The following is a 22,931-nucleotide window of genomic DNA, read 5'->3' as shown; positions in this document are numbered from 1 at the left end:
GACCCTTTCGCGGGCTTGCCCGCGAAGAGGCTGGCACAGCCACCTTACTTTTCTGTCGTAGCCCCCCAATGCCCCAAATCCCCCATATCGTCCAGCGCATCATCGAACTACTCAAGCGCTACCCCGGCATCATTGCGCTCGGCGGTTTCCTCTCCGGTATCGGCAGCTTCATCCTGGTCGACCGCCAGGCTGGCCTGGCCAGCTGGGTCGCCGTGCTCATGCTGGTCAGCTGGGTCTGGCTGATGCTGGAGAACACCCTCACCGGGCTATTCGCGCGCACTTTCAACCGCGAGATCCCTCAGCCGCTGCTGCGCTACGCAACGCAGATGATCCACCAGGAAACGCTGTTCTTCGTGCTGCCGTTCTTTTTCATCACCACCACCTGGAACAGCGGTCAGCTGGTCTTCACCGGCTTGCTCGGCGCCGCCGGCCTGGTTTCGATCACCGACCCGCTGTACTACAAGTGGCTGGCACCACGGCGCTGGCTGTTCCTGGCGCTGCATACCCTGACGTTGTTCGCCGCTCTGCTGACCGCGCTACCGATCATCCTGCACCTGACCACCGCACAAAGCTTCAAGCTGGCCCTGATCGCAGCCATGGCCTTATCGTTCCCCAGCCTGGCCAGCAGCTTCCCGATCAACAACTGGCGCCGCGCCGTGGCACTGGTGCTGGTTACCCTGTCGGTCGGTGCCGGCGGCTGGCTGCTGCGCTCCTGGGTACCGCCGGCAACCCTGTGGATGACCGAGGTGGCGGTGAGTACCGAAGTAATGAACCGCCAACCGGGCGACTCGCTGGACGAGATTGCCGCCAGCCGCATCCGCAGCAGTGGCCTGTATGCCTACACCGCCATCAACGCGCCACGCGGCCTGAACGAGCGGATCTACCACGTGTGGCAGAAGGACGGCCAAGAGGTCGACCGCATTGCCCTGGACATCCACGGCGGGCGCAAGGAAGGCTATCGTGCCTGGACCCACAAGCAGAACTTCCCGCCCAACCCGGTAGGCAAGTGGCAGGTGAGGGTGCTGACCGAGGATGGGCAAGTGATCGGCGTGCTGCGGTTCAAGGTGGTCAATGATGCACCCGCGGGTAGTTGACCCCCTGCCTTGCGCAGCACAAGGCGGCTGCAGGTCACTGTTGCCAAGCGTACACACAGCACATAATCACCAAACAGCCCATGCCCCCTGCGCTATGATCAGCCCCTAAGCCTTAGCGCCGAGTCAATTGCATGGAGCCTATGACCAACCCCAGCGCCACCCTGGACACCAGCAGCCAACCGGCCTGCCTGCGTATTACCGGTGACTGGACCCTGGCACACTACGCCAACCTCAAGCGCGAGAGCGAGCGCCTGCGCTCGCAGTGCCCTGCCGACACCGTCGCCGACCTCAGCCAGCTGGGGCGCCTGGACACTGCCGGCGCTTCGCTGCTGGCCGAACTGCTAGGCTCCGAGCGCCTGTCGCGCTGCACCCACGCGCTGCCTGAAGCCAGCCAGGCGCTGCTGAAAAACGTCTACTGTTCGGTCCAGGATTACTGCATCCCGGTCAAGGAGCCCGAGCGCAATGTGCTGTTGCTGCTGCTGGAGCGTATCGGCCGCGCCGTCGGCACGCTGTGGCAGGACAGCATGCAACTGCTTGGTTTCGTCGGTGTGATTCTGGAAACCTTGCTGCGCCGCGCCTTCCAGCCACATCGCTGGCGCTTCACTCCTGTGGTGGCACATATTGAGCAGACCGGGCTGGACGCCGCGCCCATCGTTGCGTTGCTGACCTTTCTGGTAGGCGCCGTAGTCGCTTTTCTCGGTGCCACGGTGCTGGCCGACTTCGGCGCGACCATTTTCACCGTCGACCTGGTTGCGTTCTCGTTCCTGCGCGAGTTCGCCGTGCTGCTTACAGCCATTCTCATGGCCGGCCGCACTGCCAGCGCGTTCACCGCGCAGATCGGCTCGATGAAGGCCAACGAAGAAATTGACGCCATCCGCACGCTGGGCCTCAACCCCATGGAGCTGCTGGTGGTGCCGCGGGTACTGGCCCTGCTGATTTCGCTGCCGTTGCTCACCTTTGTCGCCATGATCTGCGGCATCGTTGGCGGGGCGGTGGTATGCGCCCTGACACTGGATATTTCACCGGCCATGTTCCTGTCGCTGCTGCAAACCGACATTGGCGTGCAGCACTTCCTGGTAGGCCTGGCCAAGGCACCGTTCTTCGCCTTCCTGATCGCCGCCATCGGCTGCCTGGAAGGCTTCAAGGTCAGCGGCAGCGCCGAGTCGGTGGGGGCACACACCACCTCGGCAGTGGTGCAGTCGATTTTTGTGGTCATCGTGCTGGATGCGGTGGCAGCGCTGTTCTTCATGGAGATGGGCTGGTGAGTGGCCAGAATTGCGTAATCGAAGCCCGCGGCATCTGCAACCGCTTCGGCCGCCAGGTGGTGCATGAAAACCTTGACCTTGACCTGTACCGCGGCGAAATCCTCGCCGTGGTAGGCGGCTCAGGCAGCGGCAAATCGGTGCTTTTGCGCAGCATCATTGGGCTGCGCCGGCCCAATGAAGGGCAGATCAAGGTGCTCGGCCAGGACCTGACCGGCCTGCGCGAAGAACAGCGTTCACTGGTCGAGCGGCGCTTTGGCGTGCTGTTCCAGAAGGGGGCGCTGTTCTCTTCGCTGACGGTGACCGAAAACGTGGCCTTGCCGCTGATCGAGCACGCTGGGCTGTCTCGTAGCGATGCCGAGCACCTGGCCGGGGTGAAACTGGCCCTTGCCGGGTTGCCGATCTCGGCTGCCGACAAGTACCCGGCCTCGTTGTCGGGGGGCATGATCAAGCGCGCAGCGCTGGCCCGCGCCTTGGCCCTGGACCCGGACATCCTGTTCCTCGACGAACCCACGGCAGGCCTGGACCCGATCGGTGCCGCGGCATTTGACCAGTTGATCCTTACCCTGCGCGATGCGCTGGGCCTGTCGGTGTTCCTGATCACCCACGACCTCGACACCCTGTACACCATCACCGACCGCATCGCGGTGCTGTCGCAAAAGAAGGTCCTGGTGGCCGGCCCGCTGGCCGAGGTCGAGAAGACCAACGACACCTGGATCCAAGAATACTTTCACGGCCCACGCGGGCGCGCAGCCGAACAGGCTGCCACCCGTGCCGGGCAGGAGCGCTGAGCAATGGAAACCCGAGCCCATCACGTCCTCATAGGCCTGGTCACCGTTCTGGTGGTGACAGGGGCCATGCTGTTCGGCCTGTGGCTGGCCAAGTCCAGTGTCGACGACGCCTTCAAGGATTACGAAGTGGTGTTCAACGAAGCCGTGTCCGGCCTTTCTCCCGGCAGCACGGTCCAGTACAACGGCATCAAGGTGGGCGACGTGTCCACCCTGCGTCTGGACCCGAAAGACCCGCGCCGGGTACTGGCACGCGTGCGCCTGAGCGCCGATACCCCGGTGAAGGAAGACACCCAGGCCAAGCTGACCCTGGCCGGCGTCACCGGCAACTCGTTCATCCAGCTCAGCGGCGGCACCCCGCAAAGCCCCGAGCTTAAAGGCAAGGATGGCAAGCTGCCGGTGATCATCGCTTCGCCATCGCCAATCTCGCGTCTGCTCAACGACAGCAGCGACCTGGTGACCAACATCAACATGCTGCTCCATAACGCCAACCAGATGTTCTCCGAGGACAACATAGGCCACCTCAGCAACACGCTGGCCAACCTCGACAAGACCACCGGCGCCTTTGCCGGCCAGCACGGCAGCATCGCCGAGGCCATCGCACAGCTGGTGCAGGTGGGCAAGCAGGCCAGCGCCACCCTGGCCGAAACCCAGGCATTGATGCGCAATGCCAACGGCCTGCTGGATAGCGAAGGCAAACAGGCGATCGGCAGCGCCGAACAGGCCATGCAGTCACTGGCCCAAAGCACGGCAACCATCAATAACCTGCTCCAGAACAACAGCGAGGCTATCGGTGACGGCGCCCAGAGCCTGAACCAGCTCGCCCCGGCCATTCGTGAACTGCGCGAAACCCTGAACGCACTCAAAGGCATTTCCCGGCAACTGGAGGCCGACCCAAGCGGCTACCTGCTTGGCCGCGACAACAACAAGGAGTTCCAGCCATGAATCCGTCGCTGCGCCTGCTGACCCTGGCGGCCTCGCTGAGCCTGGCCAGTGCCTGCTCGATCCTGCCGCAGAGCGAACCTGTGGATCTTTATCGCCTGCCGGTGAACCAGCCCAGCCGCACAGCGCCGCCGCTGGACTGGTCATTGCGCCTGAACAAGCCGCTGGCCAGTGAAGTGTTGGCCGGGCCAAGGATTGCCGTGGTTCCCCAGGGCAATGTGGTGAGCAGCTACAAGGGCGCGCGCTGGAGCGATGCGGCCCCGGTGCTGCTGCGTAACCGCTTGCTCGACGGGTTCCAGCGTGAGGGCCAGGTACAGCGCCTGAGCGCTGACGACAGTAACCTGCAGGCAGACTACGAGCTGGCCGGCGAGCTGCAGGCATTTCAGAGTGAATACCGCACGGATGGGGCAGTGGAGGTGGTGATCCGCTATGACGCTCGCTTGGTCCAGGGCCGCAACCAACGCATCCTGGCCAGCAAGCGCTTCGAAATCCGCCAACCGCTGGACGACAAACAGGTATCAGCAGTGGTCGCCGGCTTCGGCCAGGCCAGCGACCAGCTGGTGGGGCAAGTCGTGAACTGGACCATCACCCAGGCCAACCAGGCACAACTGAAGCTTCAGGCAAAGAACCAGTAGCAGACGAAGATCGCCGCGACCACCCCTGAAAACTCGGCCAGCAGTGCGCAACCGACCGCATGGCGCACGCGCTGGATGCCCACGGCACCAAAGTACACGGCCAGTACGTAGAAGGTGGTTTCGGTGCTGCCCTGAATCGTCGCTGCCACCAAGGCAGCGAAACTGTCCACGCCTTGGGTCTGCATGGTCTCGATCAGCATTGCCCGCGCTGCGCTGCCAGAGAACGGCTTGACCAGCGCGGTGGGCAGGCCCTCGACGAAGCGCGTGTCCAGGCCCATCCAGCTAACCGCATGGCGGATACCGTCCAGGGCCAGCTCCAGAGCACCAGAGGCGCGCAGCACACCCACCGCCACCAGCATCGCCACCAGGTAGGGCAGCAGGCTCTTGGCCACATCGAAGCCTTCCGTGGCGCCTTCGACAAAGGCTTCATACACCTTCACCCGTTTCAGGGCGCCCACCACCAGGAACAGCATGATCACGCCAAACAGCGTGAGGTTGCCCAGGAGCGACGACAGGCTGGCCAGCGCGGCGGCCGACAGGGTGCCAAGAAAAGCCATGAAGCCTCCCAGCAGCAAAGCGCCGGGGATGAAGTAGGCAAGCACCACCGGGTCCCACAGACGCAAACGCTGCATCACTGCCACCGACAGCAGACCAACCAGGGTCGAGACGCTGGTCGCTAGCAGGATTGGCAGAAACACCATGGTCGGGTCTGGCGCGCCTTGCTGGGCCCGGTACATGAAGACGGTTACCGGCAGCAGGGTCAGCGACGAGGCGTTGAGCACCAGGAACAGGATCTGCGCGTTGCTCGCGGTGGTGCTGCCGGGGTTCAGCTCCTGCAGCGCGCGCATGGCCTTCAGGCCAATCGGCGTAGCAGCGTTGTCCAGTCCCAGGCCGTTGGCAGCGAAGTTCATGGTGATCAGGCCCAGGGCGGGGTGGCCGGGCGGCACCTCCGGCATCAGGCGGGCGAACAACGGGCCCAGCACCCTGGCCAACCATTCGACGATACCGGCCTTCTCGGCGATCTTCAGAAAGCCCAGCCACAGGGTCAGTGTGCCGAACAGCAGCACCATCACCTCGACCGACAGCTTGGCCATGGCGAAGATGCTTTCGACCATTGCCGCGAAGATGCCTGCGTTGCCACCCACCAGCCATTGGGCCATGGCGGACACCGCCGCCACCAGGAAAAAGCCGAGCCAAAGGCCGTTGAGCATCCGTATGTTCCCCCTGAAAAGTGCCCGAATAATAGCGTATCGCAGCCTGTGACTGGCGATCGCGAGCCTTTGTAGGCGCGGTTCAAGATCTCGCAGATAACAAAAAGCCCCGATAAGTCGGGGCTCTTGGTCAAACAGCCATCAGGCTCAGCGCTTGGCGGTTTCGCCAACCACTACAGCTCCCCGCTTCTCGGCCATCAGCGAGGCGTAGTACTGCTCGCCCTTGACCGCGTCGTACATGCCTTCCCAGCGAGCAATGACCAATGCAGCCAAGGCGTTGCCCACAACGTTCAGTGCAGTACGGGCCATGTCCATGATGCGGTCCACGCCCGCGATGAAGGCCAGGCCTTCCAGCGGAATGCCCACGCTGCCCAAGGTGGCCAGCAGTACCACGAACGATACGCCCGGCACACCCGCGATACCTTTGGAAGTGACCATCAGGGTCAGCACCAGCAGCAGCTGCTGGCTCCACGACAGGTCGATACCGTACAACTGGGCAATGAAGATCGCCGCGATGCTCTGGTACAGGGTCGAACCGTCGAGGTTGAACGAATAGCCGGTCGGTACCACGAACGAGCAGATCGACTTCGGCGCGCCGTACTTCTCCATCTTCTCGATCACCCGCGGCAGCACGGTTTCCGAACTGGAGGTGGAGTAGGCCAGGATCAGCTCATCTTTCATGATGCGCATGATCTTGATCACCGAGAAGCCGAACAGGCGGGCAACCAGGCCCAGTACCATGAAGGCGAAGAAGGCGATGGCGAAGTACACCAGCACAACCAGCTTGGCCAGCGGCAGCAGCGAGCTGAAACCGAAGTTGGCCACGGTCACCGCAATCAGGGCGAACACGCCGATCGGGGCGTAGTTCATGATCATGTGGGTGACCTTGAACATGGTCTCCGAAACAGCCTGGAAGGTACGCACCAGCGGGTCACGCAGCTCTGCCTGCAGGCTCGACAGACCCAGGCCGAACATCACCGAGAAGAAGATGATCGGCAGCATTTCGCCACGCATCAGCGCTGCGAAGATGTTCGACGGAATCAGGTTGAGCAGGGTTTCGATGAACGCGTGCTCATGTTGCACTTCGGCCGCTGTCGCCTGGTACTTGGAGATATCCACAGTGCCCAGGGTGCTCATGTCGATGCCGGCACCCGGATGGAACAGGTTGGCCAGCACCAGGCCTACGACGATGGCGATCGTGGTCACCACTTCGAAGTAGATGATGGTCTTCAGGCCGATGCTGCCCAGCTTCTTCGCGTCGCCAACACCGGCGATGCCCACGATCAGCGACGAAATCACGATCGGGACGACGATCATCTTGATCAGGCGGATGAAGATGTCACCAGCGGGCTGAAGGACGTTGCTGATCCACCATGCCTTTTCTGCACTGAAATGATTCAGTAGCGCGCCGATTGCAACACCCAGGACCAGACCGATAACGATCTGCCAGGCGAGGCTCAGTTTTGCCTTCTTCATGTCTTTACCCTTTGTTTTAGTGGTCATGGCACCTGGCGGAAACACGCGTAACAGAGCCATAGGCAAGGTCACGAGCAGTAAGGACTTCCGTCAGGCGACGTCATGTAAGGACACCGCAGGCGAGCGACAGGGCGCTCTGGCCAGCGAAAAAGGCGGCAACTATTGCGACGGCAAGGGGCGAAAGCTAATGCCTGAAACGCATAGCCCATGCCGTTTATGCATACTGTTTTCGACCTAGCCGGCAGCTTCGCAAGTGCTTGATTTATAACATTCGGAATCCCGAACAAGACCAAACCGCCATATTTCGGCAGATTTGGCGGGACAGATAGGACACGAAAGATGGCCTGTTCGACAATCCGAATGGCGGAAATGCCACTTGTAGCAGCGCCAGGAAGGTCGAAAAAAAATTGATGTACGGTCGAGACAAAATGTGTCCCAGGGGAAAAAACGCGCAAGAGAGGCGACGTTTCCTACATGGCTCCTCGGAAGTCAGGTCTGGCAAGGCATCCCGTGACACCGCCGACCTGAGACTTCCGATTCCGCCTTTCCTGACCCGGCCCATTACTGGAGGCACTCCCTGTACCCCTAGGCCACTCCGGTCCTGTAACAATCAGAGCAGCCCGACCCCTTGGTCATGTGCTACCCCTCCTCGGGGCGGCGCATCATAGAAGGCTGAACTATAGAAAGCTTCAGCTTCTATTACGTGACAGTGAGTGACCTTTTATCCGTACCGGCAACAATGCTCAGTACCAGTTCGGGTCACGCTTGAGCTGCTCCTGCAGCATTGCCTTCATGCCGTCGTCAGGTTCGCCCAGCCAGCGGTACTGCGCGTGACGGGTGGGCGACTTGTCGCTCGGCAAACCTTCGGGCACCTCGACGAGCATCCCGTAGGCATCATCCTTGTCCCAGCTGAACGCCACGATCAGCCGCTTGTAGGTGCAATTGTCCTGTTTTTCGCACAGCGGCCCGACCAGGTACTTGTCGCCGTCTTCAGTAACGGCAGACATCTGCTGCTGGGCACTGCCGGTCAGATTGACCACCCAATCGGGCAGGCGTTCCTCGCCTTCGAGGGTGTCCTGCCAGGTTTCCCGGTACTCCGGGTCGGAGCCGAGCAGTTGGTCGACCCGAACCTGGCCGTCATTGGCCGCCATGGCCGCCGCGCTGCCGCCCAGCAGCAGGGCGGCGACCACGGCTGAACGAAGCTTCCTGCTCATCTTCAACCTCGTCCGCGTCCAAAGAAGAAGGAGGCTACAAACAACACCAGGAAGACAATGAACAGGATCTTGGCGATACCTGTAGCAGCGCCCGCGATACCACCGAAGCCCAGTACGGCGGCGACAATGGCGATGATGAGGAAAGTGATAGCCCAACTCAGCATGGTAGTTCTCCTTTCTTTTTGCGGAATCGATCCGGCCGCCTGGTCAGAAAACCCAGCGTTCCTGGGGAACAACTTTTTCCACAGTGGCCGGTGAGGCAATGGCCTGGCCAGCTGGTTGCCAGTCAGCGGCTTTGACCAAGGTGTTGGCACGAGTTGCCTGAATTTGCGTCAACAGGGCAGTCTGAGCCGCCACCTGCTCAGCCAGACGCGCCGTCTGCAAGCTGTAATAGAAGAGGCCAGCGGCCAAGGTCAGCAGCATCGCCATGCCGAGTGTCAGCATCTGGCGCAAAGGCAGTGCAGCGCTCTGCGAGCGGTTGACGGATTGGCGGTTCATGCTGGCTCCTCCTGCTGTATTTTTTGTTCAAACCTGAACAGGTAATTGCAGCCTGCATGCCAGCCTTTTGATTTAAATAAAACCCTTACAAATCAATTAGTTAGTGATTATTAAAAGACACCGTGAGGACGTATCCTGCACGATGACGCCTGTGTGGTCGTGCGAATTGCACGATCAGCCTTCCACCTTGGTCGCGACTTTCAGCAGATCAGCATCCACGCCCCGTACGCCGATGATCTGCCGGGCGATCTCCACGGCGATGGTTTTCTGCTCCGCGCTGACCACCTCGCCCGAGAGCCGCACCATGCCTGCTTCGCTGGCCACCTTCAGGTTCAGGCCATCGAGGTTGCGGCTGAAGCGATAGCTGCTCTGGATCTTGTCGACGATCCAGCTGTCGCTTGGTTGCGGCCCGATTGGCGCGCCCGCCGGTGTTTCCCGCGCCTTGGCCATGGCGGCGGTATCGAGGCTGACCAGGTTGTTGACCAGGTACACGCCGTCGGTGGTACGCGCTACCACGCCCGCCAGCTCCTTGGCTTCGGCACTGTCGACCTTGCCACGCAACGTCACCACACCCTCGCTGCTCTGTACTTCTATAGGTGCCTTTTCGGTGGTACGGCTCCACAACAGCCGAGCACGGATCACCGCCGCCAGGGTCACGTCCTCCAGGCGCTGGGCGTAGGCACGCAGTTCCTGCGGGCGCTCCACCAGTTGGGCATTGAGTTGCAGCAGGTTCTCTACCTGTTCGATGCCCCGGGTAGCACGGGCCACGTCCTCGGCCAGCTGCCGCTCGACCTCGTTCTCCACCTCACCGGAAAGCCGCGCCTGCTTGCCGTCCACTTCAACCTTGATACGAAATGAATCAAGCATGCGGTTCAGTGACAAGGCGGTTTGCAGGGCGCCTTCCAGGCGCGCGTCCTGCACAGGGTCGGCGAATGCCGGGGTAAAGATTGGCAGCAGGGTGGCGGCCAAAACGGCTGTACGCAGGGAAAAGGGCATGACAGCGCCTCCTTCGTGGGCAAAATCTGAAAATCATCGCAACCAATGTGCCAGCGCGTGCCTCTAAGCAAATCATTGAAGAATCACGGCTTGTAGACATCGTTTGGCCACTGGCTAGCATGCAAAGGACAGAATCCTTCAGAATTGACCATGCAACTTGCCCGATTTTTCCCACACTAAATAAAGATCTTTCCCTAAGGAGCACAGGAAATGGAATCAGCCCAGGACAACCAAGGCCGAATTCTGCTGGTGGATGACGAGTCCGCGATCCTGCGCACGTTCCGCTACTGCCTGGAAGACGAGGGCTACAGCGTGGCCACGGCGAACAGCGCCGCCCAGGCAGAAACCCTACTGCAACGCCAGGTGTTCGACCTATGCTTCCTCGATTTGCGCCTGGGTGAAGACAACGGCCTCGACGTGCTGGCACAGATGCGTATCCAGGCCCCGTGGATGCGGGTGGTGATCGTCACCGCGCACTCGGCGATCGACACCGCAGTAGATGCCATCCAGGCCGGCGCTGCCGACTACTTGGTCAAGCCATGCAGCCCCGACCAGTTGCGCCTGGCCACTGCCAAGCAACTGGAGGTGCGCCAGCTTTCTGCACGCCTGGAAGCGCTGGAAGGCGAAATACGCAAACCCAAGGACGGCCTCGACTCCCATAGCCCGGCCATGATGGCGGTGCTTGAAACCGCCCGCCAAGTCGCCATCACTGACGCCAACATCCTCATCCTTGGCGAATCGGGTACCGGCAAGGGCGAGCTGGCACGGGCCATCCATGGTTGGAGCAAGCGTGCACGCAAAGCCTGCGTGACCATCAACTGCCCGTCGCTTAACGCCGAGCTGATGGAAAGCGAGCTATTCGGCCATACCCGCGGCGCCTTCACCGGCGCCAGCGAAAGCACCCTCGGGCGGGTCAGCCAGGCTGACGGGGGCACGCTATTCCTCGACGAGATCGGCGATTTCCCGCTGACCTTGCAGCCCAAACTGTTGCGTTTCATCCAGGACAAGGAATACGAACGCGTCGGCGACCCGGTTACCCGGCGTGCCGATGTACGTATCCTGGCTGCCACCAACCTCAACCTTGAAGAGATGGTGCGCGAAAGCCGCTTTCGCGAAGACCTGCTGTATCGCTTGAACGTGATTACCCTGCACCTGCCCCCCCTGCGCGAGCGCAGTGAAGACATCCTCATCCTGGCCGACCGCTTCCTCGCCCGTTTCGTCAAGGAATACTCCCGGCCCGCCCGCGGTTTCAGTGACGAGGCGCGCACTGCCCTGCTCAACTACCGCTGGCCTGGCAACATTCGCGAACTGCGCAACGTAGTGGAACGGGCCAGCATCATCTGCCCGCAGGAACGCGTGGAAATCAGCCACCTGGGCATGGGTGAACAACCCGCCGGCAATGCCCCGCGCGTAGGTGCCGCGCTTAGCCTGGATGAGCTGGAGCGTGCCCATATCGGTGCCGTACTGGCCGCCAGCGATACCCTCGACCAAGCCGCCAAGACCTTGGGCATCGATGCTTCTACCCTGTACCGCAAGCGCAAGCAGTACAACCTATGAAATGGCCGCCCATGAAGCTGCGTACGCGGCTTTTCCTCAGCATCTCGACGCTCGTCACCGTGGCGTTGCTGGGGCTGCTGCTGGGTCTGGTCAGCATGCTGCAGATGGCTACAGTGCAACAGCGACTGGTGCGCGATACCACCCATGCCCTGGAAGTGGGGCTGAAGTTGCGCCAGAACCTGGGCGAACAGCTGATGCTGATTCTCGATGAAGACACCGCCCCAGAAAGCCTGCGGCTGCTGCAGGACAACTTCCAGGACCTGCTCAACCAAGGGCTGGAACAAGGCGGTGAGCGCACCGGTTTCAGCAAGGCGAGCAGCAATTACCAGGCCTTCCTCCAGACCTATCGCGACAGCGCCACACCCGCTCGCAGCATGGGTGTCGATCAGCCGCTTGGGGCCGCGTTCAATCAGGTGCGCACCGACCTCATCGATTCCCACAAGCAGGCATTGGACCTGATTACCCGTAGCGAGGAACGCACCCGTGACCGCGCCTTGCTGGTCAGTGGTGTACTCGGCCTGATGGGGTTGGTGGTGTTGGTACTGGGCTTTATCACCGCGCACAACATCGCCCGGCGTTTCGGCCAGCCGATCGAAGCCTTGGCCAAGGCGGCCGACCAGTTGGGCAAGGGCAATTTCGATGTGACCTTGCCGGTCACCCAGGCCGCCGAGCTCAACCAGCTGACCCGCCGTTTTGGTCTGATGGCCGATGCCTTGCGCAAGCACCAGGCCACCAACGTCGACGAGCTGCTGGCCGGCCAGCAGCGTTTACAGGCGGTACTCGACAGCATCGACGACGGCCTGCTGATCATCGACCGTCAGGGCCGCCTCGAGCACCTCAACCCGGTGGCGCAGCGCCAGCTGGGCTGGAACGACAGCCGCTTGGGCAGCAGCCTGGTCGAAGCCCTGCAGCGCCCCGAGCTTGAGCAACAACTGCGCCAGGTTCTGCGCGGGGGCAGCCTCGACCGCCCACCGGACGACCTGAACATGGAGGTCGATGAAGAATCACGTCTGCTCACCTACAGCCTGACCCCGGTCAGCCACCCGCAGGGACCAATCCTCGGCGCGGTGATGGTGCTGCACGATGTAACCGAGCAAAGGGCCTTCGAGCGGGTGCGCAGCGAATTCGTGCTGCGTGCCTCCCACGAACTGCGTACCCCGGTGACCGGCATGCACATGGCCTTCGGCCTGCTGCGCGAGCGGGTCAAGTTCCCGCCCGAAGCCCGCGAGAACGACCTGCTGGAAACCATCGGCGAAGAAATGCAGCGTCTTACCCAACTGATCAACGACCTGCTCAACTTCTCCCGTTATCAGAGCGGTTTGCAAAAGCTCGAGCTGGCCCCCTGTGCCATCGACGACCTGCTGGACCACGCGCAATCGCGCTTTGCCGAACAGGCCGCGCACAAGCAGATCGAGTTGATCAAGGAACTGGACCCGCCGCTACCGCGCATCCAGGCCGACGTCGCCCAGTTGGACCGAGTGCTGGACAACCTGCTGCACAACGCCATCCGCCATACCGCCAACGGCGGGCGCATCCGCCTGCATGCCCGACGACATGCAGAACGGGTGATCATCAGCGTCGAGGACAACGGAGAGGGCATTTCCTATGGGCAACAAGCGCGCATCTTCGAGCCTTTCGTGCAGGTAGGTCGCAAGAAAGGCGGCGCTGGGCTGGGGCTCGCGCTGTGCAAGGAAATTGTGCAGCTGCACGGAGGGCGCATGGGCGTGTTTTCGCGGCCGGGGCAGGGGACCCAGTTCTACATGGCGTTGCCGGTCTGATTGCTTCAACGCGCCTACACCCGCCGCGGCAGGTGCCCACGAGTCACCAACTCGGCAAACTGCCGGGCGTTCAGCGGCCGGGCAAACAACCAGCCCTGGCCATAATTGACCCCCTCGCTGTTCAGCAGCACCGCCTGGTCCTCGAACTCGATTCCTTCGGCAATTACCCGCAGGTGCAAGTCATGGGCCATGCGGATGATATGCGGGGCCACACCGCTACTGGCGGCATCGTGGCCCAGAGCGTCGATGAATGCCTTGTCGATCTTCAGGCAGTCCACTGGCAGGGTTTGCAGGTAGGCCAGGCTGCAATAACCGGTACCAAAGTCGTCGATCAGCACCTGGTGCCCCACGGCACGTAGCGCCTGCAGATTGTCACGGGCGACCACCACGTCGATCAGGCCGCGCTCGGTCACCTCGAAGGCAATCTGGCTGGGCGCCACTCGATGCAAGGCCAGCAAGCGCGCCGCCACCCGGCCAATACGTGGCACCATCACATCGCAGGCCGCCAGGTTTATCGATATGTATAGCTTGGGGTGCGAGCGCAGTAGCTGTCCGAGCTGTTCAAGCACACGCTGCAGGACAAAGTCGGTGATCTGGCGAATCTGCCCGGTATTCTCCGCCAGCGGAATGAAAAGGTCCGGGCTGGTCAGGGTGCCGTCCGGGCGGCGCCAGCGCACCAAGGCCTCGGCGCCCACACAGCGCCGGCTGTCGAGCTCGATGATTGGCTGGTAGAGCACCTGCAGCTCTCCACGACGCAAGGCATTCTGCAACTCTGAACTCATCGACCGTCGTTGCAGAATCAACTGCAGTACCAACCAACCGATGCAGCAGGCCGCCAGCACGCTACCGGGGAACAGCAACCAGAGCATGCCGTTCATCTTCAACGGCAGACTGGCCCTCGGGGCAATCAGCACCAACTGGTAATCCGGCGACTTGGTCGGCATTCGGTAGATCAGCCGATCACTGAGTTCCAGCAGCGACTTGTGGCTGGTCGACCAGGCCGAGGGTGGTGGCCATACCTGTGGCGGGCCGAGCACCGGAATGGCCCGGGCGCCGTTGTCCAGCACCACCACCAGGCTGCCACCTGGGGGCAGGTCCACCACATCGGTCAAATGCCCACGGGAGGTGGAAACCAGAAACTTGCCCCGACCCAGCATCAGTGCTGCCAGGTTCTCGTTCGGCTCGGTGGTGGTGTTAAGCCAGTAGCTGTACGTCGGCCCCTGGATATCTGGCGCCCGCAAGGGAACGAACGCTCGCTCATCACCGCGGTTGGAGCAGGCAACATTGCCATCTACATAAGCCGCTTCATAGATGAAACGCGAGTTCAGGCCAACCTGCTGCAAGGCTGCCAGCATTGCCGGGCTGCAGCCGCGCAAGGGTTGGGCCTGCAGCAGGTCGACCCCTTCGCGCAATTGGCCGAACACCTGTTCGAGCCGTTCCAGAAAACGCTCGCCCTGGGCATTCATCTGTTCGCTTTCGCTTTGTTTCATTTGTTGCAGGGCAATGCCGATGCTGGCAGAGAGCAACACCGCGGCGCTGGCCAGCGCTGCCAAAGTGGCCAGCATCCAGGGACGGTAAAAAATTTGGCGCAGCAAGGCGATGAAGGCTGACATCGAAGGCATCCAGTTGATAACCAAGGTATAGCAACGGAATCAATAATCACCCTCACCGTTTGGCGCTTCGCTGCAATCCAGCCACGCTCTTTGTAGAAGCAGCCTTGTGGCTGCGATGAGACCGTCAAAGTCTATACAACTGCATCGATCCAACTCGCCTCTTCGCAGCGCAAGGCTTTGCAACAAGGACCCCGCCCGCCGTGACTCAACGCATGCGGTTTAGTACCTGCAGCATCGCTGCTGTCTGCGCATCAGGCATGCCGTCGAAGCGCTGCGGGCGGAAGCGCATCTGGAAGGCGGCGATCACATGACGTGTGGCGACATCCAGCACGCCGGTCTGCTCGATCTGATAGCCAAACCGTGCCAGCTCCTGCTGGTACCAGCCAACGCTTGGCGGGTTGACGCTGAAGTAGGCTTGCTGCCGTGCCACGGCGTTGGCATCCGGCCAGATACCCAGCCCGGCGTCGGCCAGGCGCTTCCACGGGAACAATGGCCCCGGGTCCAGCTTGCGCAGCGGGGCGATGTCACTGTGGCCGATGATATGGCGTGGTTCGATGTTGTTGCGTTTGACAATGTCCTTGAGCAGCGCGATCAGCGACTGGATCTGCGCCTCGCTGTAAGGGTGCCAGACCCGGCCGTTCGGGGTGTCGGTGAAGCCTGGGTTGACGATCTCGATACCAATGGACGAGGAGTTCAGCCAGGTACGCCCCTGCCACTGGCTCTCACCGGCATGCCAGGCGCGACGGTTTTCATCTACCAGCTGATACACCGTAGCCGGGCCATCGCCGATCAGGTAATGGCTGCTGACTTCACCATGGGTAAGCAGCGCCAGGGAGCGCTCCAGCGAAGCATTGGTGTAATGCAGGACAACGAACTGGATGCGGTTGTCCTGATTGGCCGAAGGGTGACTGCGGTCGATGCGCAGGCCCGTCGAGCAACCGGCGACAGACAACAGCAAAAAGGAAATCAGGGTTTTTTTAAGCGTGGAAAGCACGTCAGTGGCCTCAGCGTATGAGCGCTACAGTATAACGTGCTCACCTGCGCTGTGCCTGCCGGACAGCGGCTGGCTAACCATGCTCGACGCGATTACGCCCCAGCTCCTTTGCCCGGTACAGCGCTGCATCGGCCCGTTTGAGCACCTGGTCGCTGCGTTCGCCAGAACGGAATGCACCCAGGCCGATGGAGGTGGTGATCACCACCCGTTCTCCCTTGAAGTGGAATGGGCAGGCTTCGACTGTGGCACGCAATACCTCGGCCACTTGCGCAGCGACTGCGGGCGTAGTCTGCGGCAGCAGCAGGACGAATTCCTCGCCGCCAAAACGGGCGATGAAATCCCGGCCCCGCAGACGCTTGCGCAACTGGTCGGCCACGATCTTGAGGACCTTGTCCCCAGCCAGATGACCATAGTTGTCGTTGATGCGTTTGAAATGGTCCAGGTCAAGAATCGCCATCGCCAGATGGCCGCCGTTTTCCTGCCAGTCAAGCATTTCGCGTTCGACTCGCTCGCTCCAGGCCGCACGGTTGGGCAGGCCGGTGAGCGGGTCCAGCAGGGCTTTCTGGCGCTGTTCTTCCAGGTGCTCGCGATAGCCAAGCGCCTCATGCTCCATGCTCGCCACCCGCTCCGACAAGCCTTGCAGGCGACCGGCCAGTTCCTGCTCGCGGCGATCACGCTCGTGCTTGTGTTCGTCCATCGTCACCAGCAAGCCTTCCAGGCGGTTTTCCAGAATGTGCTTGAGGCTGTCTACATCGGCGGCACCTTGCACGCTGCTCTGCAGGCCGTCGACGTGCTCACGCAGTTGGCTATCCAGCTCGCGGGCAGCGGTGCTGTTGTCCGCGTGGCCGGCGCTGGCCTCGTGCAGGTGGCTCTGGAAACCTTCCAGGCGTTCATTGAGCTGCTGCAGGTAGGTTTCGAATTCGTGCTGGCCGCTGTCGGTGATCGCCAGCATGAGTACTGCCAAGTCATCCAACACCGGGATCAGTTCATACCAGTTCAAGCCGCGAGCAACCCGCTCGCGCATTTCCAGCGCCTGAGCCTTGTGTCGCTCGGGCAGGCTGAGGTCATCGAGCAGACCGATCAGGGTCTGCTCGATGTGCGCGGCAACCTGGCTGTAAGGGGGCTCCACTGCGTAGGGCAGGGCATAGGGGCCGTCTTCACCAAAGGTTTCTTCAAGGGCTTGTAAGGGTTCTGCCTCTGCCAACGGCTCGCTGGCGGAAACTTCAGCTTCCGGCAATGGCGCCTTGTCCCTTGGCAACGGGGCTGGCGGCATTTCGGCCGTTTCGATCAGCGCCGGGCCAAATGCCTCCAGCTCAAGCTCGGGCGCTTCGGCCACCTCGGCAGTCGGAGCAGCAGGGGCCGGCAACGGTTGTAGCGCATCGACGTCATCGTGCCGCAATGGCTCGGCACTGCCGGCTGCCTGGGGCACAACCGCGGCTGCAGGCAACGCTACCGGCGCAAGCTCTGCTCCTGCCTGTGCATCTTCCTCACGGCTTCCAAACAACCGCTGCAGAAAACCGGGTCGGGCTTCTTCACTCGGCTTGCCAAGGGCCGACAGCGCGCGCCCCTGCAAGCCGCTCAACTCGCCCAACAGCGGCGGCAGCTCGCGTGACTGGGCAACCCCGCCCTCGAGCTTCTTCGCCAGTTTTTTCAATGGCCGCGAGATATCGCTGGGCAGGGGCAGGCCTTGCAGTTGGCCAACCAGTGCGGTCAGCGCATCGCTGACCTGGTTCATGCGGGTTTCGCGACGCTGTTCGGAATCCAGTACCGCTTTCTCAAGGCGCGGAATCAAGCCAGCGAGGCCGGCGTCCATATTGTCGCTGCGAATGACATCGCGCATTTCCTTCATGCACTCGTCTACCACCTTGTCACTGCCTTCAGCAGCCAGGGTGCTGCGCACCAGGCCTCGGCGCAGCAGGTCAAGACGGGCATCCCAACGGCGCTCGAGCTTTTCTTGCTGCTCGATGCTTTTAAGGTATTTTTCTTTCCAGCGCTCAGCGTCTTCAGTCATGCCCGGGTCCGCAAACGGTGATGGCAATTAGCTCAAAACCGGCAGCGTATCCACAGTCAATGCATCAGGCAATCGAATCTCGACAGCAACGGGAAGGTGGTCCGAAATTGGCTGCGCCAGCACCTCGACACGCTCCAGCGTGAGGCTTGAACTGAGCAGAATATGATCGAGGCAACGCTGCGGTCGCCAGCTGGGGAAGGTGGCCTCGACTTGTGGGGCGACCAGGCCCAAATCGCGCAGCGGCGAATGCTCCAGCAGGTCAGTGGCATGGGTGTTCATGTCACCCATCAGCACCTGGTGACGGTAACCGCCTATCAGCTCGCGGATATAACCCAGCTGCAGGGCGCGGGTCTTGGCCCCCAATGCCAGGTGCATCATCACCACTATCAGCGCATCTTCGCCTTCGCCAAACCGCACCAGAATCGCGCCACGCCCGGCCGGGCCAGGCAACGGATGGTCTTCGAGCAGTTGCGGCTTCAGGCGGCTGAGCACACCGTTGCTGTGCTGGGCAAAACGCCCAAGGTTGCGGTTGAGCTGCTGGTACCAGTAGGGGAAGGCCCCCAAGTGGGCCAGGTGTTCGACCTGGTTGACGTAGCCCGAGCGCAGGCTGCCACCATCGGCTTCCTGCAGGGCCACCAGGTCGAAGTCGCCCAGCAGCCTGCCGATCTTCTGCAGGTTACCGGCACGCCCGTTATGCGGCAGCAGGTGCTGCCAGCTACGCGTCAGGTAATGGCGGTAGCGCTCGGTGCTGATGCCCACCTGGATGTTGAAACTGAGCAGCCGCAGACGGCCATCCTCGGGCAGGCCCGGGGCCTGCAGGTGATGCTCGTTGACCTGCGGCTCGTGCAGGCCAATGCCACGCGTAGCTCTGAAGCGGGGCATGGGTGACGCCGCCTACTTGGCAGCGCGCTCCTTGTCGATCAGCTGGTCGGCGACATTCAGCACGCCTTCCGGTCCGCCGGCAGTCCCCAGGTCGAAGCGGTACTTGCCGTTGACGACCAGGCTCGGTACGCCGGTGATCTCATACTTCTTCGCCAATTCCTTGGCCTGTTTGACCTGGCCCTTGATGGCGAACGAGTCGAAGGTGGCGAGGAACTTGTCCTTGTCCACACCTTGAGTGGCGAGGAAGTCGGCCATCTCGTTCTTGTCGGTCAGGCGCTTGTGCTGGTTCTGGATGGCATCGAACACCGCAGCATGAACCTTGTGCTCGACGCCCATGGCTTCGAGGGTCAGGAACATCTGGCCGTGTGCATCCCACGGGCCACCGAACATGGCCGGTACGCGCTTGAAGTTGACGTCCTTCGGCAGCTTTTCAGCCCAAGGGTTGATGGTCGGCTCGAAGTGGTAGCAGTGTGGGCAGCCGTACCAGAACAGCTCGACGACTTCGATCTTGCCAGGCACGGAAACCGGAACAGGGTTGCTCAGCTCGATGTATTCCTTGCCGGCGACAGGCTCGGCAGCCTGAACGGCAGTCATACCGAATACGCTGGCGGCGACCAGCGCAGCGCTGAGAATCAGTTTACGCATGCTTTACTCCTGAGCAGTCATGGGTCGCCACGACGCGACCTGCACTGAGACAGGCCGGGAAGGGCTCGAGTTCTGTAGTGTAACGGCTGCGGACGGAAAAAAGGGCAGCCCGGCCGCCCTTTCATCATTGACCTACAACATTAACCGAAAGTTAATGCAGGCCCTGGATGTAGCTGGCCAACGCTTCGATGTCATGGTTGCTCAGCTTGCCAGCGATGGTGCGCATGGTCATGGCATCGCCATCGTTGGTGCGGTTGCCTTCGCGGAAGTCAGTGAGCTGCTTGGCCACGTACTGCGAGTGTTGCCCGCCCAGGTGCGGGAAGCCGGCCAGGGCGATGCCCGCGCCGTTGGGCGAGTGGCAGCCAGTGCAGGCCGGCATGCCCTTTTCCAGGTCGCCGCCATTGAACAACGCGCGGCCGCGCTCGACCAGCTTGGGATCGGCGGCACCCACGCTGCCTTTCTGGCTGGAGAAGTAGGCAGCGATATCGGCCAGATCCTGGTCGCTGAATGCGGCCAGCATGCCGGTCATTTCCAGCACGGTACGCTTGCCCGACTTGATATCGTGAAGTTGTTTTTCGAGATAGCGCTGGCCTTGGCCGGCCAGTTTCGGGAAGTTCGGTGCCAGGCTGTTGCCGTCGGGGTTGTGGCAGGCGCCACACACGGCGGTCTTGGCCTGGCCAGCGGCGGCATCGCCTTTGATAGGTTGCGCAGCAGTGGCCGCACCAGCGACACCCAAGGTCAACAGCAGACTCACGACTAGTTTGTTCATCAGCTAATCCAACACGGCTAAGGGTGAAATGTTATGTATCGGGACTGCCGCTCATCCAAAGGATGACCAAACGGTAGTCCTCGGCACTGCAGTCCATGCACAATCCACGCGGCGGCATAGCCTTGAAACCCTGGGTCACGTGCTTCACCAGTACATCCATGCCTTGCGCCAGCCTTGGCTCCCATGCTGCCCGGTCACCCCGTCTGGGTGCCTGTGGCAACTGTCCGGTGTGACAGGCCGCACACGTGCGGTTGTACAACACCTCGGGATCCTGTGTAGCCTGTGCGCTGAAAAACGGCAGGAACATACCGACAGCAAGCAGCCATTTCGCCATGCGGAACGACCTTCAGGGTTGGGGGCCGCGCTGCGTTCTGTTGCGCGAGCTATTGTTCGACACCCCATGCCCGTTCTCCTTCGCTGGGAGAATGAGCACACAAAAACTGGGGCATTATATACTTCCGCCATCCAAACGGAAACGACACCGCTTGCCAGGCTTGGCTCTACAAAGTCAGGCAACACCCACATCGGATATCCCATGCAAGTCAAGAACCCCATCCTCGGCCTCTGCCAGAAAGCCAAATTCGCCCTCAGCGCAGCCAAGGTCGAACAATGCCCGGACGACCAGGGTTACGAGGTGGCTTTTGCCGGCCGTTCCAACGCCGGCAAATCCAGCGCCCTCAATACCCTGACCCATGCCAGCCTGGCGCGTACCTCGAAGACTCCCGGGCGCACCCAGCTGTTGAATTTCTTCAGTCTGGACGATGAACGGCGTTTGGTCGACCTGCCGGGCTATGGTTATGCAAAAGTCCCGATTCCGCTCAAGCAGCACTGGCAGAAACACCTGGAAGCCTACCTGGGCAGCCGTGAGTGCCTGCGTGGCGTGATCCTGATGATGGACGTGCGTCACCCGATGACCGACTTCGACAAGATGATGCTCGACTGGGCCAAGGCCAGCAGCATGCCGATGCACATCCTGCTGACCAAGGCCGACAAGCTGACCCACGGCGCGGGCAAGAACACATTGCTGAAAGTGCAGTCGGAAATCCGCAAGGGCTGGGGGGATGGCGTGACCATCCAGCTGTTCTCGGCACCCAAGCGCCTGGGCGTGGAAGACGCCTACCGTGTGCTGGCGGACTGGATGGAACTGGAAGACAAGCCGGTCGTTTAGTGGTTTGCGCCTGACCCGGGTTTACCCGCGAAAGGGCCGGGCCTGCTCTCCACCCGCCGTTCACCGTTGCCGCCACTACCGTATTCGCGGGTAAACCCGCTCCTACACCTGATCGAGGTTGGACACGCTTTGGTGATTGGGCGCAGGCCCTTGTAATCGATGGACTCGCCCCCGCCGAGGCATCACAGTGCCACGGTGGTGTTCGAAGAAGCCAACGGCAGCGAGGGCGAGACCATGAAAAAGCATAGTTCGAAACACGATTCCCTGTCTTCCACTGATGTGGAGCTTTGCACAACCATCTGCGTAGACCTGGCCAAACAGGTCTTCCAATTAGCAGGCGAGGACGCTACTGGGCGGGTGATCTACGAAGATCGCATCAAATCCCGCCAAGCGTTCCATGATTTCCTGCTCAGGCTGCCAACGACCGTGGCCGTCTTGATGGAGTGCGGTCCAGGTGCGCAAGCCTGGGCCAGGCTGCTGCAGGCCAAAGGTAATCCGGTTCGCATCCTGCCGGCGCAACGTGTCGCCGAACATCGCAGCGGTGCAAAGAACGATCGTAACGACTGCTATGCCATTTTGCGTGCCGGTCGCGATACGAGCATCGCTTCGATACCGATCAAGAGCACCACAGCACTGGCTATTCAAGCGCTGCACCGTATCCGGCGCGGTAACATCAAGCGACATACCGCGCTGGGCAATCAGATCCGTGGTTTGCTACTTGAGCATGGCGTATCCATGCCCCAGGGCGATGCCGCGATCAATAAGCATGTGCCTCAGGCGCTTGAGGATGCTTCCTTGCCTCTACCCGACCTGTTGCGCGAGTTGCTCGATGAGTTGCTGATGGACTGGTTGTCTCTAGGTGAACGCATAGCGGCGCTGAGCCGCCGGCTCGAAGCGACTGCCCAAGAGGATAAAGTCGCTCAGCGACTGATCACCATTCGCGGCGTCGGCCCTATCATTGCCACGGCGATCGTGGCGAAACAGACCGACCCCAGCCGCTTCGCCAGTGGCCGAATGTATTCCGCCTTCTTCGGTATCGTGCCCGATCAGCACAGCAGCGGAAACAAAATCAGATTGGGCAAGATGAGCAAGCGCGGTGACGGCTACATACGCAGCCTGATGATCCAGGGCGCGCATTCCGTCTTGAGCCAGCTAAGGCCTGATTCCGATCAGCCAGATGATCGCCGCCTCTTGCGTTGGCTATCCCGCCTTGGGCGCAAGGAGGCGGCGATCAGGCTGGCTAATCGAAATCTGCGGATTATCTGGGCCCTGTTACAGAGCGATCAGGTTTACCAACGCAAACCGAACGAAAAACCGGAGGCGGCTATGAGCCTCTGACCCACCGGGTAATGCCACCGGGGCGCTAGGCGCTCCAACCCCTGCTAGTGAACATTGACC

The 22,931-nt window shown here is 61.5% G+C and carries 22 protein-coding genes; 9 read left to right on the top strand and 13 right to left on the bottom strand.

Annotated elements, in window-relative coordinates; translation table 11 throughout:
- Positions 1–68 precede the first annotated feature (68 nt).
- The 5 genes from ACI7M0_RS00505 to ACI7M0_RS00485 all read left to right on the top strand — a co-directional run bounded on the left by ACI7M0_RS00505 (position 69) and on the right by ACI7M0_RS00485 (position 4,721).
- Positions 69–1,094 carry a DUF5924 family protein gene (locus tag ACI7M0_RS00505; protein ID WP_104960556.1) on the top strand — a complete coding sequence of 342 codons (1,026 nt, stop codon included), beginning with the start codon at positions 69–71 and terminating at the stop codon, positions 1,092–1,094.
- Between the two features lie 131 nt (positions 1,095–1,225).
- Positions 1,226–2,359: an ABC transporter permease gene (locus ACI7M0_RS00500; protein WP_129933000.1), complete on the top strand. Its 1,134-nt coding sequence runs from the start codon at positions 1,226–1,228 to the stop codon at positions 2,357–2,359.
- The gene (locus ACI7M0_RS00495) at positions 2,356–3,147 is read left to right on the top strand and encodes an ABC transporter ATP-binding protein (protein WP_010951535.1); all 792 of its coding nucleotides are present in this window, start codon (positions 2,356–2,358) and stop codon (positions 3,145–3,147) included. The genes ACI7M0_RS00500 and ACI7M0_RS00495 overlap by 4 nt, the downstream gene beginning before the upstream one ends.
- A gap of 3 nt (positions 3,148–3,150) precedes the next feature.
- Positions 3,151–4,089, top strand: coding sequence for an MlaD family protein (locus ACI7M0_RS00490; protein ID WP_010951534.1), 939 nt, complete (start codon positions 3,151–3,153; stop codon positions 4,087–4,089).
- Entirely contained in the window at positions 4,086–4,721 is a 636-nt protein-coding gene (locus ACI7M0_RS00485) for an ABC-type transport auxiliary lipoprotein family protein (protein WP_014589268.1), read from the top strand. The genes ACI7M0_RS00490 and ACI7M0_RS00485 overlap by 4 nt, the downstream gene beginning before the upstream one ends.
- Here the strand turns inward: ACI7M0_RS00485 and ACI7M0_RS00480 are convergent.
- The 6 genes from ACI7M0_RS00480 to ACI7M0_RS00455 all read right to left on the bottom strand — a co-directional run bounded on the left by ACI7M0_RS00480 (position 4,703) and on the right by ACI7M0_RS00455 (position 10,116).
- Positions 4,703–5,932 carry a nucleoside recognition domain-containing protein gene (locus ACI7M0_RS00480; RefSeq protein ID WP_129932999.1) on the bottom strand — a complete coding sequence of 410 codons (1,230 nt, stop codon included), beginning with the start codon at positions 5,930–5,932 and terminating at the stop codon, positions 4,703–4,705. The genes ACI7M0_RS00485 and ACI7M0_RS00480 overlap by 19 nt on opposite strands.
- Positions 5,933–6,079: 147 nt before the next feature.
- Positions 6,080–7,408 carry a glutamate/aspartate:proton symporter GltP gene (gene gltP / locus ACI7M0_RS00475; RefSeq protein WP_129932998.1) on the bottom strand — a complete coding sequence of 443 codons (1,329 nt, stop codon included), beginning with the start codon at positions 7,406–7,408 and terminating at the stop codon, positions 6,080–6,082.
- Between the two features lie 743 nt (positions 7,409–8,151).
- Positions 8,152–8,622 (bottom strand): inhibitor of vertebrate lysozyme family protein, encoded by a 471-nt coding sequence (locus tag ACI7M0_RS00470; RefSeq protein ID WP_014861521.1) that lies wholly within the window; start codon positions 8,620–8,622, stop codon positions 8,152–8,154.
- Positions 8,623–8,624: 2 nt separating this feature from the next.
- Positions 8,625–8,786: a DUF1328 domain-containing protein gene (locus ACI7M0_RS00465; protein WP_003252966.1), complete on the bottom strand. Its 162-nt coding sequence runs from the start codon at positions 8,784–8,786 to the stop codon at positions 8,625–8,627.
- A gap of 43 nt (positions 8,787–8,829) precedes the next feature.
- Positions 8,830–9,120 (bottom strand): hypothetical protein, encoded by a 291-nt coding sequence (locus ACI7M0_RS00460; RefSeq protein ID WP_003252968.1) that lies wholly within the window; start codon positions 9,118–9,120, stop codon positions 8,830–8,832.
- Positions 9,121–9,294: 174 nt separating this feature from the next.
- Positions 9,295–10,116, bottom strand: a complete 822-nt coding sequence (locus ACI7M0_RS00455; RefSeq protein WP_020191152.1) for a BON domain-containing protein — start codon at positions 10,114–10,116, stop codon at positions 9,295–9,297.
- Between the two features lie 210 nt (positions 10,117–10,326).
- On the opposite strand from ACI7M0_RS00455, the gene algB reads away from it, so the two are divergent.
- Positions 10,327–11,673: a sigma-54-dependent response regulator transcription factor AlgB gene (gene algB / locus ACI7M0_RS00450; protein WP_014589262.1), complete on the top strand. Its 1,347-nt coding sequence runs from the start codon at positions 10,327–10,329 to the stop codon at positions 11,671–11,673.
- Entirely contained in the window at positions 11,670–13,451 is a 1,782-nt protein-coding gene (locus ACI7M0_RS00445) for a KinB sensor domain-containing domain (protein ID WP_010951527.1), read from the top strand. The genes algB and ACI7M0_RS00445 overlap by 4 nt, the downstream gene beginning before the upstream one ends.
- 14 nt (positions 13,452–13,465) lie before the next feature.
- Here the strand turns inward: ACI7M0_RS00445 and ACI7M0_RS00440 are convergent, their stop codons facing one another.
- The 7 genes from ACI7M0_RS00440 to ACI7M0_RS00410 all read right to left on the bottom strand — a co-directional run bounded on the left by ACI7M0_RS00440 (position 13,466) and on the right by ACI7M0_RS00410 (position 20,699).
- On the bottom strand, positions 13,466–15,064 hold the full coding sequence (locus tag ACI7M0_RS00440) for an EAL domain-containing protein (RefSeq protein WP_019437393.1): 1,599 nt from the start codon (positions 15,062–15,064) through the stop codon (positions 13,466–13,468).
- Between the two features lie 205 nt (positions 15,065–15,269).
- The gene (locus tag ACI7M0_RS00435; protein WP_020191154.1) at positions 15,270–16,058 is read right to left on the bottom strand and encodes an N-acetylmuramoyl-L-alanine amidase; all 789 of its coding nucleotides are present in this window, start codon (positions 16,056–16,058) and stop codon (positions 15,270–15,272) included.
- A 73-nt stretch (positions 16,059–16,131) separates the two neighbouring features.
- A complete protein-coding gene (locus ACI7M0_RS00430) occupies positions 16,132–18,069 on the bottom strand; it encodes a GGDEF domain-containing protein (protein WP_129932997.1) in 1,938 nt (645 codons plus the stop codon).
- Between the two features lie 27 nt (positions 18,070–18,096).
- Entirely contained in the window at positions 18,097–18,951 is an 855-nt protein-coding gene (locus tag ACI7M0_RS00425; RefSeq protein WP_003252985.1) for an endonuclease/exonuclease/phosphatase family protein, read from the bottom strand.
- 12 nt (positions 18,952–18,963) lie between these two features.
- Positions 18,964–19,596, bottom strand: a complete 633-nt coding sequence (gene dsbA, locus ACI7M0_RS00420) for a thiol:disulfide interchange protein DsbA (protein WP_010951523.1) — start codon at positions 19,594–19,596, stop codon at positions 18,964–18,966.
- 151 nt (positions 19,597–19,747) lie between these two features.
- Complete coding sequence (locus ACI7M0_RS00415; protein ID WP_003252989.1) at positions 19,748–20,365, bottom strand: cytochrome c; 618 nt, start codon at positions 20,363–20,365, stop codon at positions 19,748–19,750.
- A 31-nt stretch (positions 20,366–20,396) separates the two neighbouring features.
- Positions 20,397–20,699 (bottom strand): cytochrome c5 family protein, encoded by a 303-nt coding sequence (locus ACI7M0_RS00410; protein ID WP_003252992.1) that lies wholly within the window; start codon positions 20,697–20,699, stop codon positions 20,397–20,399.
- Between the two features lie 201 nt (positions 20,700–20,900).
- On the opposite strand from ACI7M0_RS00410, the gene yihA reads away from it, so the two are divergent.
- Both yihA and ACI7M0_RS00400 read left to right on the top strand, forming a co-directional pair.
- Positions 20,901–21,533: a ribosome biogenesis GTP-binding protein YihA/YsxC gene (gene yihA, locus ACI7M0_RS00405; RefSeq protein WP_010951522.1), complete on the top strand. Its 633-nt coding sequence runs from the start codon at positions 20,901–20,903 to the stop codon at positions 21,531–21,533.
- Between the two features lie 279 nt (positions 21,534–21,812).
- Complete coding sequence (locus ACI7M0_RS00400; protein ID WP_405314606.1) at positions 21,813–22,871, top strand: IS110-like element ISPpu11 family transposase; 1,059 nt, start codon at positions 21,813–21,815, stop codon at positions 22,869–22,871.
- Positions 22,872–22,931 lie beyond the last annotated feature (60 nt).

The sequence above is a fragment of the Pseudomonas sp. 10(2024) genome, from assembly GCF_045164175.1.
Classification (GTDB): domain Bacteria; phylum Pseudomonadota; class Gammaproteobacteria; order Pseudomonadales; family Pseudomonadaceae; genus Aquipseudomonas; species Aquipseudomonas alloputida.
This window is presented reverse-complemented; position numbering and strand designations above follow the sequence as displayed.

Bases quoted from the DNA above. Each gene is read 5' to 3' on its own strand.
- ACI7M0_RS00415 (WP_003252989.1), bottom strand. From the start codon at position 20,365: ATGAACAAACTAGTCGTGAGTCTGCTGTTGACCTTGGGTGTCGCTGGT.
- ACI7M0_RS00460 (WP_003252968.1), bottom strand. From the start codon at position 9,120: ATGAACCGCCAATCCGTCAACCGCTCGCAGAGCGCTGCACTGCCTTTG.
- algB (WP_014589262.1), top strand. From the start codon at position 10,327: ATGGAATCAGCCCAGGACAACCAAGGCCGAATTCTGCTGGTGGATGAC.
- gltP (WP_129932998.1), bottom strand. From the start codon at position 7,408: ATGAAGAAGGCAAAACTGAGCCTCGCCTGGCAGATCGTTATCGGTCTG.
- ACI7M0_RS00430 (WP_129932997.1), bottom strand. From the start codon at position 18,069: ATGACTGAAGACGCTGAGCGCTGGAAAGAAAAATACCTTAAAAGCATC.
- ACI7M0_RS00505 (WP_104960556.1), top strand. From the start codon at position 69: ATGCCCCAAATCCCCCATATCGTCCAGCGCATCATCGAACTACTCAAG.
- ACI7M0_RS00445 (WP_010951527.1), top strand. From the start codon at position 11,670: ATGAAATGGCCGCCCATGAAGCTGCGTACGCGGCTTTTCCTCAGCATC.
- ACI7M0_RS00490 (WP_010951534.1), top strand. From the start codon at position 3,151: ATGGAAACCCGAGCCCATCACGTCCTCATAGGCCTGGTCACCGTTCTG.
- ACI7M0_RS00500 (WP_129933000.1), top strand. From the start codon at position 1,226: ATGGAGCCTATGACCAACCCCAGCGCCACCCTGGACACCAGCAGCCAA.
- ACI7M0_RS00425 (WP_003252985.1), bottom strand. From the start codon at position 18,951: ATGCCCCGCTTCAGAGCTACGCGTGGCATTGGCCTGCACGAGCCGCAG.
- yihA (WP_010951522.1), top strand. From the start codon at position 20,901: ATGCAAGTCAAGAACCCCATCCTCGGCCTCTGCCAGAAAGCCAAATTC.
- ACI7M0_RS00465 (WP_003252966.1), bottom strand. From the start codon at position 8,786: ATGCTGAGTTGGGCTATCACTTTCCTCATCATCGCCATTGTCGCCGCC.
- dsbA (WP_010951523.1), bottom strand. From the start codon at position 19,596: ATGCGTAAACTGATTCTCAGCGCTGCGCTGGTCGCCGCCAGCGTATTC.
- ACI7M0_RS00440 (WP_019437393.1), bottom strand. From the start codon at position 15,064: ATGTCAGCCTTCATCGCCTTGCTGCGCCAAATTTTTTACCGTCCCTGG.
- ACI7M0_RS00480 (WP_129932999.1), bottom strand. From the start codon at position 5,932: ATGCTCAACGGCCTTTGGCTCGGCTTTTTCCTGGTGGCGGCGGTGTCC.
- ACI7M0_RS00410 (WP_003252992.1), bottom strand. From the start codon at position 20,699: ATGGCGAAATGGCTGCTTGCTGTCGGTATGTTCCTGCCGTTTTTCAGC.
- ACI7M0_RS00485 (WP_014589268.1), top strand. From the start codon at position 4,086: ATGAATCCGTCGCTGCGCCTGCTGACCCTGGCGGCCTCGCTGAGCCTG.
- ACI7M0_RS00470 (WP_014861521.1), bottom strand. From the start codon at position 8,622: ATGAGCAGGAAGCTTCGTTCAGCCGTGGTCGCCGCCCTGCTGCTGGGC.
- ACI7M0_RS00455 (WP_020191152.1), bottom strand. From the start codon at position 10,116: ATGCCCTTTTCCCTGCGTACAGCCGTTTTGGCCGCCACCCTGCTGCCA.